Source organism: Acetobacter estunensis (assembly GCF_011516945.1).
In the GTDB taxonomy this organism is placed as follows: domain Bacteria; phylum Pseudomonadota; class Alphaproteobacteria; order Acetobacterales; family Acetobacteraceae; genus Acetobacter; species Acetobacter estunensis.
Window position 1 is genome coordinate 167,177 of sequence record NZ_WOTH01000001.1, and the last position, 14,819, is coordinate 181,995.

Genomic DNA, 14,819 nt, shown 5'->3' on the forward strand with positions numbered 1-14,819 from the left:
TGCGGGCGTAGCTCAGGGGTAGAGCACAACCTTGCCAAGGTTGGGGTCGAGGGTTCGAATCCCTTCGCCCGCTCCATCTTTTCCAAGGAAAGATGGAGCGAAACTGGAAACGGCCTACGGGCCGTTTTTTTGTGTCTGCACGCTGGTGTTCCAGCCATGGCGGGTGCCGTGAGCGCCTTTTCCCAATCTGCTTCCCAGAAGACATCTCGTTGTTCGCATGGGGCGTCTGGCCTATGTGCGAGGGCGGGAGCGAACAATGGCGAAAGACAATAATAGTGTGGCGACAGCGGAAACTCTCCTGCCGCGTGTGCTCGTTCTCGCAACGGGCGGCACCATTTCCGGGACATCGGATGAACGCTCCGCCATTGGATACGATGCCGGTGGCGTCATGGGGGCCGAACTTGTGGCGGGGGTGCAGGATCTCGACGATCTGGCGCGGTTGCAGGTGGAGCAGATCGCCAATATCGCTTCCCAGAATATGAACGCATCTGTCTGGTTCCAACTGGCGGAGCGTATCCGTCAGGCGTGGTCAGAGGACGAAGCCGATGCCGTGGTCATCATTCATGGCACGGACACTCTCGAAGAGACAGCGTTCTTTCTCGACACCATTTTGCCCTATGGTCGTCCTGTCGTGCTGACGGGGGCGATGCCGCCCGCGACTGCTCTCGGTGCCGATGGGCCGGCCAATCTGTATGAAGCGGTGAAAGTGGCAGCCAGTCCGCTGGCGCATAATCGCGGTGTGCTGGCGGTATTGAATGGGGACATCCATGCCGCACGCCGTGTGAGCAAGACGCACACGACGGCTTTGCAGACATTCCGTTCCCTCAACGGTGGTCCGGTGGGGTTTGTGGACGCGGAGACGGTCCGCTTCGTGTCGCAGGTGACACAACAAGGAAAGCCGGCCTTTCTGACGCTTCCCGCCCGTCCGGTGCTACCCTCTGTGGAGATCGTCTTCGCTCATGCGGGCATGGAGGCCCATCCGATCGACAGAGCCGTGGCGGATGGCGTGCGAGGCCTCGTTGTGGCGGGCATGGGCGACGGAAACGTGTCCGAGGCAGCGCTGGGCGGTCTGGACCGTGCTGTGGCGGGCGGTGTTATGGTTGTGCGGGCCAGTCGGGTGACTGAGGGGTTCGTCAACCGCAATGTCGAGATCGCGGATGACCGGCACGGGTTGGTGGCGTCTCTGGACCTGAATCCGCAGAAAGCGCGGATTCTGCTTCAGCTTCTGCTGGCCAATGATGTGACGGCACCGAAAGATGTGCAACGGATGTTCCTCGCCTCCGCTGGAGGCGCATTCTCGGACAGCGACTGAAGACCCCAGCGCGATCGCATAAAAAAACCGGCCTTCCCTGAGGAGGACCGGTTCTTCGTTCTGCGCGAGCAGGAGGCGGGCTTAGAAGCCTTCGCGCTCCAGACGCTTGCGCTCCATCTTGCGGGCGCGACGGACAGCCTCGGCGGCCTCACGGGCGCGACGCTCGGACGGCTTCTCGTAGTGACGGCGCAGCTTCATCTCGCGAAAGAGACCTTCGCGCTGCATCTTCTTCTTGAGTGCTTTGAGAGCCTGATCGACATTGTTGTCGCGAACGAGAACCTGCACTGGCTAGTCTTCTCCTGAGCGAACCCACCGGCTCGGTAAGCCGCGACAGGTTCGTGAGCTGATGTGAATGGACGAAGCCCCTTGAGGACTCGTCTGAATGAACTGGCCGGCTGCTTACCACAGGCTCGAGGCAAAAGACAATTCGAATCGGTGCCCGTTTCGGTGAGGCTCGAAGGGGGGTATCCTGCTCGCAAATGGTGGAAGTGAGGACGGCATGACGGTGCTGGGAATTGCGCGGATGGGCCAGCCGGTCCTGACACAGCGCGCGGAAGACGTGGAGGATGTGACGGATCCCTCCATTCAGACGCTGATCGACGACATGATCGAGACCATGTGGGATGCGGGAGGCGTCGGACTCGCTGCCCCGCAAGTTCACGTTTTGAAAAGGATTTTCGTCTGTCGCGTGCCGGAATCCCGTCGTCATGAAGGGGAAGAGCCGTTGGAGGGCGTGCAGGTTCTGGTCAATCCTGTCCTTCGTCCTGTGGGAGAGGCGATCGCCATGCGCCCTGAGGGGTGCCTGTCCATTCCGGGTCTGCGGGGTTGGGTGCCTCGTTACGTGCAGATCAGCTATGAAGGCATGGACCGCACAGGCCAGCGCGTAAGTGGGGTGGCCGGTGGATTCCACGCAAACGTGATGCAGCACGAGGCCGATCATCTCGACGGCATCCTCTACCCGATGCGCATGCCCGATCTAAGCCTGCTTGGATTCGAGGAGGAAGCTGAGCGTTTCCTGACAGCCGAAGCCGTGGCGGAAAGGCTGGCGCGATGAGTCTCAAGGAAAAGGCGCTCCATTTCGCAATGGGGGCGGGGTATTCGCTCATGCAGACGATGACGCCTCCCACGCTGGACCATGACCCAGAGCGCGAGGAGGCTTTGTGGAAACTTGCAGCGCAGGCAGGTGAGAAAGGGTGGACGCTCGCCGCGCTGAGAGAGGTGGCGGGCGGCGACGCGGATCTGCTCTTTCCCGGCGGACCGGCCGAAATGGTCGAGGCATGGGCCGATCTGGTGGATCGGGAGATGGTCCGGCGTGCTCAGCAGGCATTCGATGTGGGAGCTTATCCGCGGCTATCGGAGCGCGTGCGGCATTGCGTTCTGGAACGTCTGGATATTCTGGAGCCTTTTCGTGCGGCGGAACGTCGGGCCTGCGGGATTGCTCTGTCACCCTGTTCGGGCACGGCGTCGGGGCGGATGCTGGCGCGGACGGTCGATGCCATCTGGCGCGCGGCGGAGGACACATCGGGCGGCATCACATGGGTGACCAAGCGTGTCAGTCTGGCGACGGTGTATGTGCCGACGTTCCTCGCCTGGCTCGGTGGCAGCGACCGACGGGTGGTGGAACAGGTGCTCGATGCCGGTCTGGCGCGGGCGCGGGCCGTGGGCATGGTGCGCAAGCGTATGGAGAAATTTTCACCCTTTCATCGTGCGGCATGAACGGATTCGCGGGTGGACAGGGCGACATCGGGGCGGGGGCGGATGTTCTCTTCCTGCGTGAACAGGAGATCCGTCGCGCCCAGCAGCTCATGGTGCTGGCGTGGCTCGATCTTGGTCGCACCATTGCCCCGCTTCTTGAGGAAACGGAACTGGGCGCGGCCCAATACCGCGCCTTGCAGATGCTGGCGCTTCTGCCCGGTCTGACGGTGGGGGAGTTGCAGTCCGTGCTGGGCGTGGCGAAGCAGAGTCTGGCGCGCACCTTGAACGAACTGCATGCCCGCGGGCTGGTGGCGTCCGAGCCGGGGCGGCAGGATCGACGGCAGCGTTTTCTCAGTCTGACCGAGACAGGACAGGCCATGGAGGCGCGGTTGTTCGCGGCTCAACGTGAACTGATGGTCGGAGCGTATCGTGAGGCCGGAAGTGGCGCTGTGCGCGGGTTCCGGCAGGTCTTGCGGGGTATGCTGTCGGAGCCCAGTCGTGATCTTCTGGCCCGGAATGCGGAGATGCGTACGCAGGCGGGGCCAAAACAGGCGGCCCAGAAACAGGCGGGAAGGAGAATGCGTGATGGCCGGTGATACGGTGGAGAGTGTGGGCCGTCCTGCTGCGGGCGATGAGGGCATGGGAAGCGCGCATGTGCTCGTGGTTGACGACGATCCCCGTCTGCGCAGGCTCTTGCAGCGTTATCTGCTGGAGCATGGTTTCCGCGTGACGGTGGCCGCGTCTGCGGCGGATGCCCGACAGGCGCTTGGCTTCATGCTGCCCGATGCCGTGGTGCTGGATGTGACCATGCCCGGTGAGGACGGTCTGACGCTGACGCGTTCCCTGCGCGCGGAAGGGCTGGATATTCCCATTCTGCTGCTGACGGCCCGAGGGGAACCTGAGGACCGGATCACGGGGCTGGAGGCGGGAGCCGATGATTATCTGGGCAAGCCGTTCGAGCCGCGTGAACTCCTTCTGCGGCTCAAGGCGCATCTGCGGCGTTTCGCGCCTCCAGCTCCCACGGGCGAATTGCGCATCGTCAGGCTCGGAAGTCTGGAGTTCGATCCCGCGCGCGGGATGCTGACGGGCGAGAGCGGAACGGTGCACCTGACGGGCGGCGAATCGGCGCTCCTGAGCGTGCTGTCGCGTCACCCTAACGAGGTGCTCTCACGCGAAGATATTGCGGCGGCGCTGGACATGACCGAGATCGGGGAGCGGGCTGTGGATGTGCAGGTGACGCGCCTGCGCCGCCGGATCGAGGCCGATCCCAAGGAGCCGCGCTATCTGCATACGATTCGCGGTAAGGGCTACGTCCTCAAGCCGGGCGTGTAAGGCAGCGTGCGCGGTTTCCGCACGTTCTGGAGCGACGAACAGTTCGAACGTTCTGTCCGGCGCGTCCTGCCGCGCTCGTTTCTTGCGCGCGCGCTGCTGATCGTCCTGATCCCGATGCTGGTGACGGAGGGCATTGCGCTCGAACTGTTCTACGGCACTTATCTGCGCGTGATGTCGCGCCGCATGTCCGACAGTGTCGTGGCGGATATCGCTCTCTCGCTCGATCTGATGGAACGCTATCGCGGAGGTGGCGATCGGGCGTGGCTGGCGCGGCAGATGCTGGCGCGCACCCAGCTCGACATGCAGTGGCGGCAGGGTTCACGCTTGCTGCGTACCGGCTCCACCCATGTGATCGGGCCGATGGACGAAGATCTGGCCCACGCGCTTCAGGCGGCCATTGCCCGTCCGTTCTTTGTGGACTGGCTGACGGACGAACATCGTGTGTACATCCGCATCCAGCTTCCCGATGGCGTGCTCAGCGTGGACACGCCCCGCAAACGGCTGGATGTGGGGCAGTTGTGGCTGTTCGTGCTGTGGGCCATCGGCAGTTCGCTGCTGCTGTTCGCCATTGCCGCCCTGTTCATGCGCAATCAGGTCCGTGCCATTCGCAGGCTGGGCAAGGCGGCGGAGCAGTTTGGGCTGGGGCGGGATGTGGAGCCGATCCGCCCGGAAGGCGCGCGTGAAGTGCGGCGGGCGGCGGTGGCCTTTAACCGTATGCGTGACCGGATCTCGCGTTTCGTCATGCAGCGCACGGCGGTTTTGGCGGGCGTGTCGCACGATCTGCGCACACCGCTTACCCGCCTGCGTCTCTCTCTGGCCATGCTGCCGCAGTCGGGCGTCGTGGATGCCGCGACGCTCCGTGAGGACGTGGTCGATATGGTGGCGGACGTGACGGAAATGGAGCGGATGATCGAGGGATATCTGTCGTTTGCGCGTGGCGAAGGTGCGGAGACGCCGGTGGAACTCGATATCGGCGCTCTGCTGGATGACGTGGCGATGGCGGCACGTCGGGGCGGTGCCCGGATAAGAGGCGTCAGTCATGATGCCGATCTGATGCTGGAAGCGCGTCCCGACGCCATGCGACGGATGCTGATGAATGTGGTCGAGAACGCACGCAGGCTTGATGCGGGTATCTGGATCAGCGGTCGGGCGGAAGGCCGGAACGTGGTCATTGAGGTTGACGATGACGGTCCTGGTATTCCGGCCGTTCAGCGCGAGGAGGTTTTTCGCGCTTTTGCCAGTGGGGCGCAGGGTGGGACCGGGCTGGGCCTGACCATTGTGCGCGATATCGTGCGCGCTCACGGCGGAGAAGTGCGGCTGGCCAAGAGTGAACACGGTGGGCTGAATGTGCGGATCACGCTTCCGCGCTGACGCCTCGAACGGGCATCAGATCAGGTAGAGGCTGTGATTACGGAAGGCTGTTGCCCGCGCCACCATGACCGGGACCGTTGTTGCCCATCATTCCGCCCGCGCCACTGAACGAATTGCTGTTGTTGTTCATCATGCCCTGCATCGGGTTGTAGCGTCCCACGTTGCCGAGGATTTCCTGCAGGATATTGATCTTGGTGCCGGGCGCGGGTGTCCTGTCGCCCACCATTCCGGGATGCTTTGCGTCTTTGAGGTTGAGTGTGCGCAGGGCACGCAGCGTACCGCCCTCATCGAAATTGAGCACCACCACCTGCTGCTTTGTCACATGCGGGAAGTTTGCCGGCGTCGGCGCCGTCATCATGGAAATATAAATCCATGTATTGTCGTCGAACGTCGCCTTGGCCGTGGGAGAGCCGAGGAGGTCGATAGCATCCGCGCGGTTGCTTTTTCCCGGCTGGAGCTGGTTGTAATCATCGGCCTCGATCAGCGAGCCGCGCGGCATGGGCGGATTTTCGAACACTGCGCAGCCCGACAGCGCCAGCACGCATCCAATGAGACCGACGGCTTTCCTCAAGCGCCGTCCACCATGCCCATTATGGGCGAAGGATGCGGTCGAGGCTGGAAGCGGTCGTGTCAACATGACGCTGTTCTGGTGCTTTCGGATATGGGCCTGATGTAGCGGGTTCTGTTAAAGCACAGGAAACAGCCCCCCGATAGTGTGTTTCGCACTGTCTCGCGGGCGGCTGTGGTGCAGGAAAGGGATCATGTCGTGACCGCCAAGCAATCGCTGGAGTTTTCCCGTCCCGTCCTCGTGCGGTCGCTGCGGGACGCAAGGCCCGAGGCACCGCGTGAGATCGTCGTGACGGCCACGCCTGAAGAATGTGTCCGCATCGCCCATCGGCTGGGGCTGCCGCAGGTGGCCAGCCTGTCATGCCGTTATGCGCTGTGTGCAGGAGTCGGTGGAGCGATCGTGGCGGAGGGCGCGTTGTCCGCACGCGTCAGTCAGCCCTGCGTGCTCACGCTCGATGTGTTCGAGGATGTGGTGGGGGAGCGCTTCACGCTCCGATTCGTGCCCGAGCATCGTTTCGACCCGGAGGCCGCTGACGATCTGGAAGCGTCGGATGAAATTCCGTTTGAAGGCGATGCCATAAATCTCGGGGAAGCGACGGTGGAGCAACTGGCCCTTGCTCTTGATCCGTGGCCACGCAAGCCGGATGCAACGCGTCCGGATTATGTGATTACTGAGGAAGAGGCGGAAGCATTGGCGGAACGCGATGCGGAAGATCCGCAGGCGCGCCGTAATCCTTTCGGTGCGCTGGCCAAGCTCAGGCGCGACGATTCCTGATACGAAAAACGTCTATTTGCCTGCGCGGCGCGGCTGTTTGTCGTGCGGCGCTTCTTGCGGAAGTGGGGCGCGTCTGATAGAGGGCCGCCCTCAATTGCAGTTGTGTCCAGGTTCCGCCGGGGGGTGGTTCCGGGATGTCGTCATTTCGGAGGGGCTTGGACCCATGGCAGTACCCAAGAGAAAAACTTCACCGTCCCGTCGCGGCATGCGTCGCAGCCATCAGGCCCTGCGCCCGGAGGCCCATGCCGAGTGTGGAAACTGTGGTGAACTGAAGCGTCCGCACCATGTGTGCAGCCACTGCGGTCACTACGATGGCCGTGAGGTCATTGCGGCCGGCAAGGCCCTGAAGGTCGCCGTCCGCGCCTGATTGGGTGTTTGTGGCTTGAAACGGCGTGACACTGACATGACAGCCCGTCTTTCGGTCGAGCAGGTGGGAGCGGTTTCGTGAGCGAAGCGCTTGCATCTGAGAGGACGGAAGACGGAAGCTGCGGCATGTTCTCCCTGGCGGTTGACGCCATGGGGGGGGATGGCGGCCCTGATGTTGTGGTGGCCGGACTGGCGCTTGCGGCGGATCGTCACCGGGGAGCGCGCGTGCTGCTCATCGGCGATGAAAAACGTCTGCGTCCGATTCTGGCACGGCACCCAAAGGCAGCCGCCATATGCACAGTGCGCCATGCGCCAACAGCCATCAGCATGGACATGAAGCCCACGGCGGCTCTTCGGGTTCGGGACTCATCCTTGCGGATGGTGATGGATGCGGTCGCGGCGGGTGAGGCGGCGGGTGTGGTGTCGGCTGGCAACAGCGGTGCCATGCTGGCATTGGCCAAGATTGTCGTGAAAACGCTGCCGGGCATTGCTCGGCCCGCCATGGCCGCCATCAGCCCGAGCATGAAGGGCGATGTCGTCATGCTGGACCTTGGGGCGAACGTCGCGTGCGACACCCGCAATCTGGTCGAGTTCGCCGTGATGGGTGAGGCGTTCGCCAAGGCGGTTCTCGGTCTTCCCGCGCCCAGCATTGGCCTGCTCAATGTCGGCGCGGAAGAGGTCAAGGGCGACGAACGGCTGCGGCAGGCTGCGGAAATGCTCCGTGACAGCCCACTGGCGTCCCAGTTTCACGGTTTCGTGGAAGGGCATGACATCACGGCTGGCACGACGGACGTGGTGGTGACGGACGGTTTCACCGGCAATGTCGCGCTCAAGACAGGCGAGGGGGCCATGAAGATGGCGTCCGGGCTGTTCCGGCAGGTGTTCACGAGCAGCATGGCCGGCCGGTTGGCCTATCTTCTCGTGCGCCCCGCATTGATGCGCATGAAGGACTGGCTGGACCCCCGCCGCTACAACGGTGCTGTGTTCGTGGGGTTGAACGGTGTGGTGGTGAAATCGCATGGCGGCACGGACGCGCAGGGGTTTGCGTCGGCTGTGGATGTGGCGATGGATATGGTCACGCATCAGTTCAATGACAGTATCCGCGAACGTCTGGCGCATATGACGACGCTGACGACCAGCCGCCCGAAGATGGAAGCGGAACGTCAGGCCGCCCTTTAAACCCCGTCGGCGCAGGCTGGTGGCGGATCAGGTATTTTATGCGGCCGGGACGCGGGAGTGCAGCCGGAACCGCGTCTTCTTGGGGTATTCTCAATGGTGACACGTTCGCTCCTCTCCGGTTTCGGAAGCTATCTGCCTGAGCGCATCGTCACCAATGACGAACTCTCGCAGCGTCTCGACACATCCGATGACTGGATTCGGGGTCGTACCGGCATTCGTCAGCGTCATATCGTGGGCGAAGACGAGACGGCCGTCTCCATGGCAGCAGAGGCCGCGCGTCGGGCGCTCGCATTCGGTGGTATCGATCCGCAGACTGTGGACGCGGTTATCGTGGCGACCTCCACGCCCGATCAGGTCTTTCCCGCGACGGCTGTGCGCGTGCTGCACGAACTGAGTGCCACGGGCGGATTCGGATTCGATATCGCGGCGGCGTGTTCAGGATTCATCTACGGCATGGCGACGGCGGATGCGTTCATCCTGTCGGGCAAGGCCAAATGCGTGGTGGTCATTGGCAGTGAGGTGTACTCACGCATTCTTGACTGGGACGACCGGACGACGGCCGTACTGTTCGGGGATGGCGCAGGTGCGGTTGTCCTGACAGCCAGTGATGATCCGGGGAATCGCGGGCTTCTCTCCACTCATCTCCACGCCGATGGAGCGCTGGGGGACATCCTCTACGTCGATGGTGCGGTCGGTCGGTCCGGTCACAGCGGGCATCTGAAAATGAACGGCCGTGAGGTGTTCCGTCATGCTGTGGGGCGTCTTTCCTCCGCCGTGGATGAAGCGCTGGGGGCGGAAGGGCTGACACATGCCGATGTGGCGTGGTTGGTGCCGCATCAGGCCAATATTCGCATCATTGAGGGTGTAGCCCGCAAACTGCACCTGCCGATGGAGCAGGTGGTGGTGACGGTGGACCGGCACGCCAACACGTCGGCGGCCTCTATCCCTCTCGCGCTGGATGAAGCCGTGCGGGATGGACGTATCCGTCGTGGCGATCTGGTGCTGATGGAAGCATTGGGCGGTGGTCTGACATGGGGATCGGCGCTGGCGCGGGTGTGACGGAGCTTCCCCAAGCGGGGTTCTTCATTCAAATTGACGCCGGGTATCAGCATGTTACTCTGCGCGCATGAGTACTGTGACGCGCGCCAGTCTGGCGGAAAAAATCCATACGCAGGTCGGGTTGTCCCGCAGCGAGTCCATCGACTTGCTGGAGGCGGTGCTCGAAACCATGGCAGCGACGCTGGAGAGTGGAGAATCCGTGAAAATCAGCGGGTTCGGTACCTTCATGGTGCGCCGCAAAGGGCAACGCAGCGGGCGAAATCCCAAGACAGGGGTGGAGATTCCCATTCTTCCCCGTTCGGTCATCACGTTTCGCGCCAGTCAGATTCTTCGTGCACGGGCTAATGGCGCGCCGGAATGATGGAAGAGCGGCCTGTTGCGAATCCGGGTGGGACTGTGTCCCCAGTTGATGTTGCTCTGGGAGAAGAGGCGGGCGAGCGGCTCCAGAAAGGGCCACTGGCGTTTCGTACCATCAGCGAAGTTGCCGATGAACTGAAGGTGCCCCAGCACGTCCTACGTTTCTGGGAGACCCGCTTCGAGCAGGTGCGTCCTCTGAAGCGTGGAGGCGGACGGCGTTATTACCGCCCTGAGGACATTGCGCTTCTGCGTCAGATTTCCGATCTGCTTTACGTGAAAGGCTACACCACCAAAGGGGTGCAGCGTGTTTTGCGGGGCGAAAGCGATCCGGAAAGCGAACATACTCCTGCATCCGATGGACAGGAGGAGGTGTCTGTCAGCGCGCAGGACGAACTTCCGCCGCTTGTTGCCCCTCTGGAGGAAAAGCCGCCTGAGCCAAAGGTTGTGGTCGAGGTGCGCGAGGTGCCTGATCCGCATGTGGTGGCGGAAAACGAACGGTTGCGACGCAGTCTTGAGCGTGTGCTGGGTCAGCTTGAGGCGATCCGGGCGAAACTCAAACAGGCGGACGTCTGATCATCCCGTCGCAAGAAGGGATAATCGGTGGAAAGGCTCTTGCGGGGGCTTTGTCAGACTGCTAGAGACCACCCGTTCACGATGACGGGCAGTAGCGCAGCCTGGTAGCGCATCAGTCTGGGGGACTGGGGGTCGTGGGTTCGAATCCCGCCTGCCCGATATCGTGGAACTGGACCGTTCTCGCTTGAGAACGGTTTTTTTTCTTTCCAAATTCAGGAAAACTGGCGGGCATGGTGAGTGCTTCCGCGTGTCGGAAAGGCACGCGTCGAGGCCGTGTGATCTTGCTCTTGACGGCTGTGGGGAGTAGAAGCCCGCCTTCGAGCCCAAAGCTTTTTTCTCCAGGGACAGACCATGAAACAGCAGGCCAACCTGATCCGTGCGGGCCAGGTCATTGAGCACGACGGACGTCGTTGGACCGTCCTCAAGCAGCAGATCATCACACCCGGTAAGGGCGGTGCGTTCATTCAGGTGGAGATGCGCGATCTCAAGACCGGCAACAAGACCAACGAGCGTTGGCGTACGGCCGATACCGTCGAGCGTCTGATCACCGAGGACAAGGAGTACAACTACTCCTACACCGACGGTGAGACGCTGGTTCTGATGGACCCGGAGACGTTCGAGCAGTTCATGATCCCCGTGGACCTTCTGGGCGATCAGGCTCCGTTCCTGCAGGACAACATGGTACTGAACCTCAATCTGGTGGAAGGCGATCCGGTAGCCGTGACGCTGCCGCCGCATGTTACGCTGGAAGTGGTGGAAGCCGACCCGGTGGTGAAGGGTCAGACGGCCAGTTCTTCCTACAAGCCGGCCATGCTGTCCAACGGCGTGAAGACGATGGTGCCGCCCTTCATCGAGGCGGGTGAGCGCATTGTGGTCCGCACGGATGACGCCAGTTACGTCGAGCGTGCGAAGTCCTGACGGACCTCTGAGCCGACTGATCGCGGCCGGACAGTCTGTCCGGCCTTTCCGTTTCTTGAATTTTCCACAGGGATGACCGCCTTGGCGATGCGTCTTTCACCCGTAATGACCGTGATGCAGAGTGCTGCCGAAAAGGCGGCACGGCGTCTTCTGCGTGACTTCAATGAAGTCGAGCAGCTTCAGGTGAGCATCAAGGGGCCGGGCGATTTCGTGTCGCAGGCCGACCTGCGCGCTGAGCAGACCCTGCGGGAAGAACTGGAGCGGGCCCGTCCCGGTTATGCCTTCCTCATGGAGGAAAGTGGCGAGTCGGGCGGTGAGAACTGGACGTGGCGTTGGGTGGTCGATCCCTTGGATGGAACGACCAACTTCCTGCACGGTATTCCGCACTGGGCCATTTCCATCGGTCTGCAGCGGCGTCTGCCCGATGGCTCCATCGAACTGACCGCGGCTGTGGTGTACAATCCGGCAGCCGGTGAGATGTTCTGGGCCGAGAAAGGTGTGGGGGCGTATCTCAACGACCGGCGCATCCGTGTGTCGGCGCGTCGCGAGATGCTGACGGCCCTGTTCGCCACAGGTATTCCTTTCGCCAAGGTGTCGCCCAAGCGCCGCCTTCCGTTTGCGCGGGTCATGGGCGCGTTGATGCCGCAGGTTGCGGGCATCCGTCGCTTCGGCGCGGCGGCGCTCGATCTCGCGTGGGTCGCGGCAGGCCGTTATGAGGGCTACTGGGAGTTCGGCATCAAGCCGTGGGATTGCGCGGCCGGTGCGCTTCTTGTGCGCGAAGCCGGTGGCTACTGCACCGATCCCGCAGGTGTGGATCTGAACGAACTTCCCGATGACGTGCTGATCGTGGCGGGCAATGGTCATCTGCACGCCAAGCTGCGTGAGATTGTGGCGGAGAGCCTGACAGACGCCTGAACCGACGGGGAGGTGAAGGACGATCGTTTCCGCTCGATCTTCCCTCCTGTGCTTGGGCCGGTTTCCCAGATGAGGTTGCTGATGTTGCTGCGTGAACGGCATGCGTTCCGTCTTTCTGCTTTTCCTCTCGCCTGTATCTGGTGTTTTGTTCTCGCGGCACCGCTTGCGCACGCGCAGGTGTCCACCGACACGTCCGCGCTGGATGCGCTTGGTCCCGCCCCAGCAAAGAAAAGCGGCGCACGGCAAACGCCCTCTCCCACAAGACCGAAAGCCTCGTCTGTCGCCCGTACCGGCGCGAAACATGTGGTGGAGCATGCCGCACCAGCGAAAGTCGCACCTGTCCCGCAAAAGGCGCCTGATGCACCAGCGACCGCCAGCGGCCCCAAACCGGCATCGCCTTCTCACGCGCCCGTAGCGGCGACCATTCCACCCGCGCCTCCTCCGCCGCCGGTATTCACGGCGCCGCAAATTCCAGTGCAACTGCATCCGTTCCCTCTGCCGCCTGATCCGCAACCTGTCGCCGATGCCAAGGGTGACAGCCGTCCGATCGACGGGGGCGTGCGCGTAACATTTGCGGCGGATTCCGATCACCTGAACACGGAGACGCGCAACGCCATTCTCGCTTTCGCCAAGGCGCTGAAGGAGCGGCCTGATACCCGTGCGCTGGTGGATACGACCGCGAGCGGTGTGCCCAACGACCCGTCACGGCCGCGCCGCATGGCGCTCAGCCGCGGGCTTGTTGTGCGGGCTGTGCTGATGAACGCGGGTGTCCCGTCCACCCGGATTTATGTCCGGGTAATCGGCCTGCCGGATAAGACTGGCATCGAGACTCCAGCGGATCGGGCCGACATCCGCCGCTCCGACGCCGTGGATCAGTAGGCGCTGTTCCTTAGTCGTCCTTTGCGGCGGCGGAACTTTCGGTCATCGTTCTGACCAGACTGGAGAGATGTCCCAGTTCGTGCAGGTCGAGACCGGGAGGGGCAGCGAGCTTGGCATTCCCGCGTGCGATACGGCGCGGCAGAATGGCGGACGCGAACCCGAGTTTGCTGGCTTCGCGCAGGCGCAGATCGGCCTGTGGCACCTGCCGGATTTCCCCTGACAGACCGATTTCCCCGAAAAAGACGGAGCCAGCGTCCGTCGGGTGACCTGTCGCGGCCGAGACGATGGCGGCGGCAGCGGCAAGATCGGCCGCCGGTTCCGTCACTCGCAGGCCGCCCGCGAAATTGAGATAGACATCCATTCCGGACAATTTCAGACCGCAGCGCGATTCCAGCACGGCCAGCAGCATGGACAGGCGTCCCGAATCCCATCCCACCACAGCGCGGCGGGGACTGCCGTCCCCGGCTTTGGGGGAAAGTAGGGCCTGCACTTCCAGCAGCACGGGGCGCGTGCCTTCAAGCCCGGCAAAGACAGCGGAGCCGGCAATATTGCCCTGCCGTTCGGCCAGAAACAGGGCGGAGGGGTTGGGCACTTCGATCAGGCCGTGATCGGTCATGGCGAACACACCGATCTCATCGGTCGCGCCGAAACGGTTTTTGGCCGCGCGCAGGATGCGGAACTGATGGCCGCGATCCCCTTCGAAATACATCACCGCATCGACCATGTGCTCCATGACGCGCGGACCGGCCAAGCCTCCCTCTTTGGTGACGTGTCCCACCAGAACGAGCGAGAAGCCGCGCTTCTTGGCGAGACGGATCAATTCGAACGCACAGGCCCGGACCTGTGCCACGGACCCCGGCGCGCTCTCGATGCTGTCGAGCCACATGGTCTGGATGGAATCGATAATGACGAGGCCCGGTGGCTCGTCTGTTTCAAGCGTGGCCACGATGTCCGACACGTTGATCGAGGCGGCAAGCTCCAGCGTGGGCGCGACCAGTTCGAGGCGACGCGCCCGCATGCGGATCTGATCCACGGCTTCTTCGCCTGAAATATAGACAACGCGCTGGCCGGTGGTGGCGAGATGACACGCGGTCTGAAGCAGCAGCGTGGATTTACCGATACCCGGATCGCCACCTACGAGCACAACGGATGCGGGCACGAACCCTCCACCCAGCACGCGATCGAGTTCAGGAATGCGCGTGAGAATACGTGGTGGCGGCGCGACGTTTCCCTCCAGTCCCGTCAGCGTAAGGCGGTTCTTGGTACGGCTCGCACGTGAAACCGTCGGTTCCACGCTTTCCTCAACGATGGTGTTCCATTCTCCGCAGGCCTCGCATTTACCGGACCATTTTGGATAGACGGCGCCACAGGATTGGCAGACGAAACGGGTTGTGGGACGCTTGGCCAAGAAGAACGATTCTCCTGTCGGATTTTAAGGAACGATGTGTGTTGTGTAGCGTTTTTTAACGCAAATCGACGATCCTGACGCATTGTCTTTCTGAAATGTGTTGCTAATCATTG

At 62.6% G+C, this 14,819-nt stretch carries 17 protein-coding genes, 2 tRNA genes and 1 pseudogene; 17 read left to right on the forward strand and 3 right to left on the reverse strand.

Features of this window, described 5'->3' with window-relative positions; genetic code table 11:
* Position 1 precedes the first annotated feature (1 nt).
* Together GOB87_RS00680 and GOB87_RS00685 are read left to right on the forward strand one after the other, a co-directional pair.
* A tRNA-Gly gene (locus GOB87_RS00680) sits at positions 2-76 on the forward strand.
* A 180-nt stretch (positions 77-256) separates the two neighbouring features.
* The gene (locus tag GOB87_RS00685; RefSeq protein WP_242006070.1) at positions 257-1,312 is read left to right on the forward strand and encodes an asparaginase; all 1,056 of its coding nucleotides are present in this window, start codon (positions 257-259) and stop codon (positions 1,310-1,312) included.
* A gap of 81 nt (positions 1,313-1,393) precedes the next feature.
* Here the strand turns inward: GOB87_RS00685 and rpsU are convergent, their stop codons facing one another.
* Positions 1,394-1,597: a 30S ribosomal protein S21 gene (gene rpsU, locus GOB87_RS00690; protein ID WP_146887076.1), complete on the reverse strand. Its 204-nt coding sequence runs from the start codon at positions 1,595-1,597 to the stop codon at positions 1,394-1,396.
* 214 nt (positions 1,598-1,811) lie between these two features.
* Here rpsU and def point away from each other — a divergent pair, with 214 nt between their 5' ends.
* The 5 genes from def to GOB87_RS00715 are packed head-to-tail and all read left to right on the forward strand — an operon-like array spanning position 1,812 to position 5,710.
* Positions 1,812-2,366: a peptide deformylase gene (def, locus tag GOB87_RS00695; protein WP_166312618.1), complete on the forward strand. Its 555-nt coding sequence runs from the start codon at positions 1,812-1,814 to the stop codon at positions 2,364-2,366.
* Positions 2,363-3,028, forward strand: a complete 666-nt coding sequence (locus GOB87_RS00700) for a ubiquinone biosynthesis protein COQ9 (RefSeq protein ID WP_166312619.1) — start codon at positions 2,363-2,365, stop codon at positions 3,026-3,028. Before def ends, GOB87_RS00700 begins: the two co-directional genes overlap by 4 nt.
* The gene (locus tag GOB87_RS00705) at positions 3,025-3,603 is read left to right on the forward strand and encodes a MarR family winged helix-turn-helix transcriptional regulator (protein WP_166312620.1); all 579 of its coding nucleotides are present in this window, start codon (positions 3,025-3,027) and stop codon (positions 3,601-3,603) included. The genes GOB87_RS00700 and GOB87_RS00705 overlap by 4 nt, the downstream gene beginning before the upstream one ends.
* A 43-nt stretch (positions 3,604-3,646) precedes the next feature.
* The gene (locus tag GOB87_RS00710) at positions 3,647-4,339 is read left to right on the forward strand and encodes a response regulator (protein ID WP_166312709.1); all 693 of its coding nucleotides are present in this window, start codon (positions 3,647-3,649) and stop codon (positions 4,337-4,339) included.
* 6 nt (positions 4,340-4,345) lie between these two features.
* Positions 4,346-5,710 carry an ATP-binding protein gene (locus GOB87_RS00715; protein WP_166312621.1) on the forward strand — a complete coding sequence of 455 codons (1,365 nt, stop codon included), beginning with the start codon at positions 4,346-4,348 and terminating at the stop codon, positions 5,708-5,710.
* Between the two features lie 37 nt (positions 5,711-5,747).
* On the opposite strand, the gene GOB87_RS00720 is transcribed toward GOB87_RS00715, so the two are convergent.
* Entirely contained in the window at positions 5,748-6,347 is a 600-nt protein-coding gene (locus GOB87_RS00720; protein WP_166312622.1) for an outer membrane protein assembly factor BamE, read from the reverse strand.
* Positions 6,348-6,476: 129 nt separating this feature from the next.
* On the opposite strand from GOB87_RS00720, the gene GOB87_RS00725 reads away from it, so the two are divergent.
* The 10 genes and pseudogenes from GOB87_RS00725 (at position 6,477) to GOB87_RS00770 (ending at position 13,298) form a co-directional block, all read left to right on the forward strand.
* Positions 6,477-7,052: a DUF177 domain-containing protein gene (locus GOB87_RS00725; protein WP_166312623.1), complete on the forward strand. Its 576-nt coding sequence runs from the start codon at positions 6,477-6,479 to the stop codon at positions 7,050-7,052.
* 163 nt (positions 7,053-7,215) lie between these two features.
* A complete protein-coding gene (gene rpmF, locus GOB87_RS00730) occupies positions 7,216-7,419 on the forward strand; it encodes a 50S ribosomal protein L32 (protein WP_166312624.1) in 204 nt (67 codons plus the stop codon).
* Positions 7,420-7,544: 125 nt separating this feature from the next.
* Complete coding sequence (plsX, locus tag GOB87_RS00735; protein WP_166312710.1) at positions 7,545-8,597, forward strand: phosphate acyltransferase PlsX; 1,053 nt, start codon at positions 7,545-7,547, stop codon at positions 8,595-8,597.
* Between the two features lie 93 nt (positions 8,598-8,690).
* On the forward strand, positions 8,691-9,656 hold the full coding sequence (locus tag GOB87_RS00740) for a beta-ketoacyl-ACP synthase III (RefSeq protein WP_166312625.1): 966 nt from the start codon (positions 8,691-8,693) through the stop codon (positions 9,654-9,656).
* Between the two features lie 67 nt (positions 9,657-9,723).
* Positions 9,724-10,017, forward strand: coding sequence for an integration host factor subunit alpha (locus tag GOB87_RS00745; protein ID WP_166312626.1), 294 nt, complete (start codon positions 9,724-9,726; stop codon positions 10,015-10,017).
* A gap of 83 nt (positions 10,018-10,100) precedes the next feature.
* Positions 10,101-10,368: pseudogene (locus GOB87_RS17090) on the forward strand (MerR family transcriptional regulator); the annotation flags it as partial.
* A gap of 303 nt (positions 10,369-10,671) precedes the next feature.
* Positions 10,672-10,745, forward strand: a tRNA-Pro gene (locus GOB87_RS00755).
* A 192-nt stretch (positions 10,746-10,937) separates the two neighbouring features.
* On the forward strand, positions 10,938-11,504 hold the full coding sequence (efp, locus tag GOB87_RS00760; RefSeq protein ID WP_166312627.1) for an elongation factor P: 567 nt from the start codon (positions 10,938-10,940) through the stop codon (positions 11,502-11,504).
* A gap of 87 nt (positions 11,505-11,591) precedes the next feature.
* Positions 11,592-12,419 (forward strand): inositol monophosphatase family protein, encoded by an 828-nt coding sequence (locus GOB87_RS00765; protein ID WP_194303156.1) that lies wholly within the window; start codon positions 11,592-11,594, stop codon positions 12,417-12,419.
* A gap of 12 nt (positions 12,420-12,431) precedes the next feature.
* Positions 12,432-13,298 carry an OmpA family protein gene (locus GOB87_RS00770; protein WP_166312628.1) on the forward strand — a complete coding sequence of 289 codons (867 nt, stop codon included), beginning with the start codon at positions 12,432-12,434 and terminating at the stop codon, positions 13,296-13,298.
* A 10-nt stretch (positions 13,299-13,308) separates the two neighbouring features.
* On the opposite strand, the gene radA is transcribed toward GOB87_RS00770, so the two are convergent.
* Entirely contained in the window at positions 13,309-14,706 is a 1,398-nt protein-coding gene (radA, locus tag GOB87_RS00775; protein WP_166312629.1) for a DNA repair protein RadA, read from the reverse strand.
* Positions 14,707-14,819: the final 113 nt, after the last annotated feature.

Excerpts from the sequence above, each read along its gene's own strand:
- def (WP_166312618.1), top strand. The coding sequence starts at position 1,812 with ATGACGGTGCTGGGAATTGCGCGGATGGGCCAGCCGGTCCTGACACAG.
- GOB87_RS00685 (WP_242006070.1), top strand. The coding sequence starts at position 257 with ATGGCGAAAGACAATAATAGTGTGGCGACAGCGGAAACTCTCCTGCCG.
- GOB87_RS00705 (WP_166312620.1), top strand. The coding sequence starts at position 3,025 with ATGAACGGATTCGCGGGTGGACAGGGCGACATCGGGGCGGGGGCGGAT.
- GOB87_RS00765 (WP_194303156.1), top strand. The coding sequence starts at position 11,592 with ATGCGTCTTTCACCCGTAATGACCGTGATGCAGAGTGCTGCCGAAAAG.
- efp (WP_166312627.1), top strand. The coding sequence starts at position 10,938 with ATGAAACAGCAGGCCAACCTGATCCGTGCGGGCCAGGTCATTGAGCAC.
- GOB87_RS00745 (WP_166312626.1), top strand. The coding sequence starts at position 9,724 with ATGAGTACTGTGACGCGCGCCAGTCTGGCGGAAAAAATCCATACGCAG.
- GOB87_RS00720 (WP_166312622.1), bottom strand. The coding sequence starts at position 6,347 with ATGTTGACACGACCGCTTCCAGCCTCGACCGCATCCTTCGCCCATAAT.
- GOB87_RS00740 (WP_166312625.1), top strand. The coding sequence starts at position 8,691 with ATGGTGACACGTTCGCTCCTCTCCGGTTTCGGAAGCTATCTGCCTGAG.
- plsX (WP_166312710.1), top strand. The coding sequence starts at position 7,545 with ATGTTCTCCCTGGCGGTTGACGCCATGGGGGGGGATGGCGGCCCTGAT.
- GOB87_RS00700 (WP_166312619.1), top strand. The coding sequence starts at position 2,363 with ATGAGTCTCAAGGAAAAGGCGCTCCATTTCGCAATGGGGGCGGGGTAT.
- rpmF (WP_166312624.1), top strand. The coding sequence starts at position 7,216 with ATGGCAGTACCCAAGAGAAAAACTTCACCGTCCCGTCGCGGCATGCGT.
- GOB87_RS00710 (WP_166312709.1), top strand. The coding sequence starts at position 3,647 with ATGGGAAGCGCGCATGTGCTCGTGGTTGACGACGATCCCCGTCTGCGC.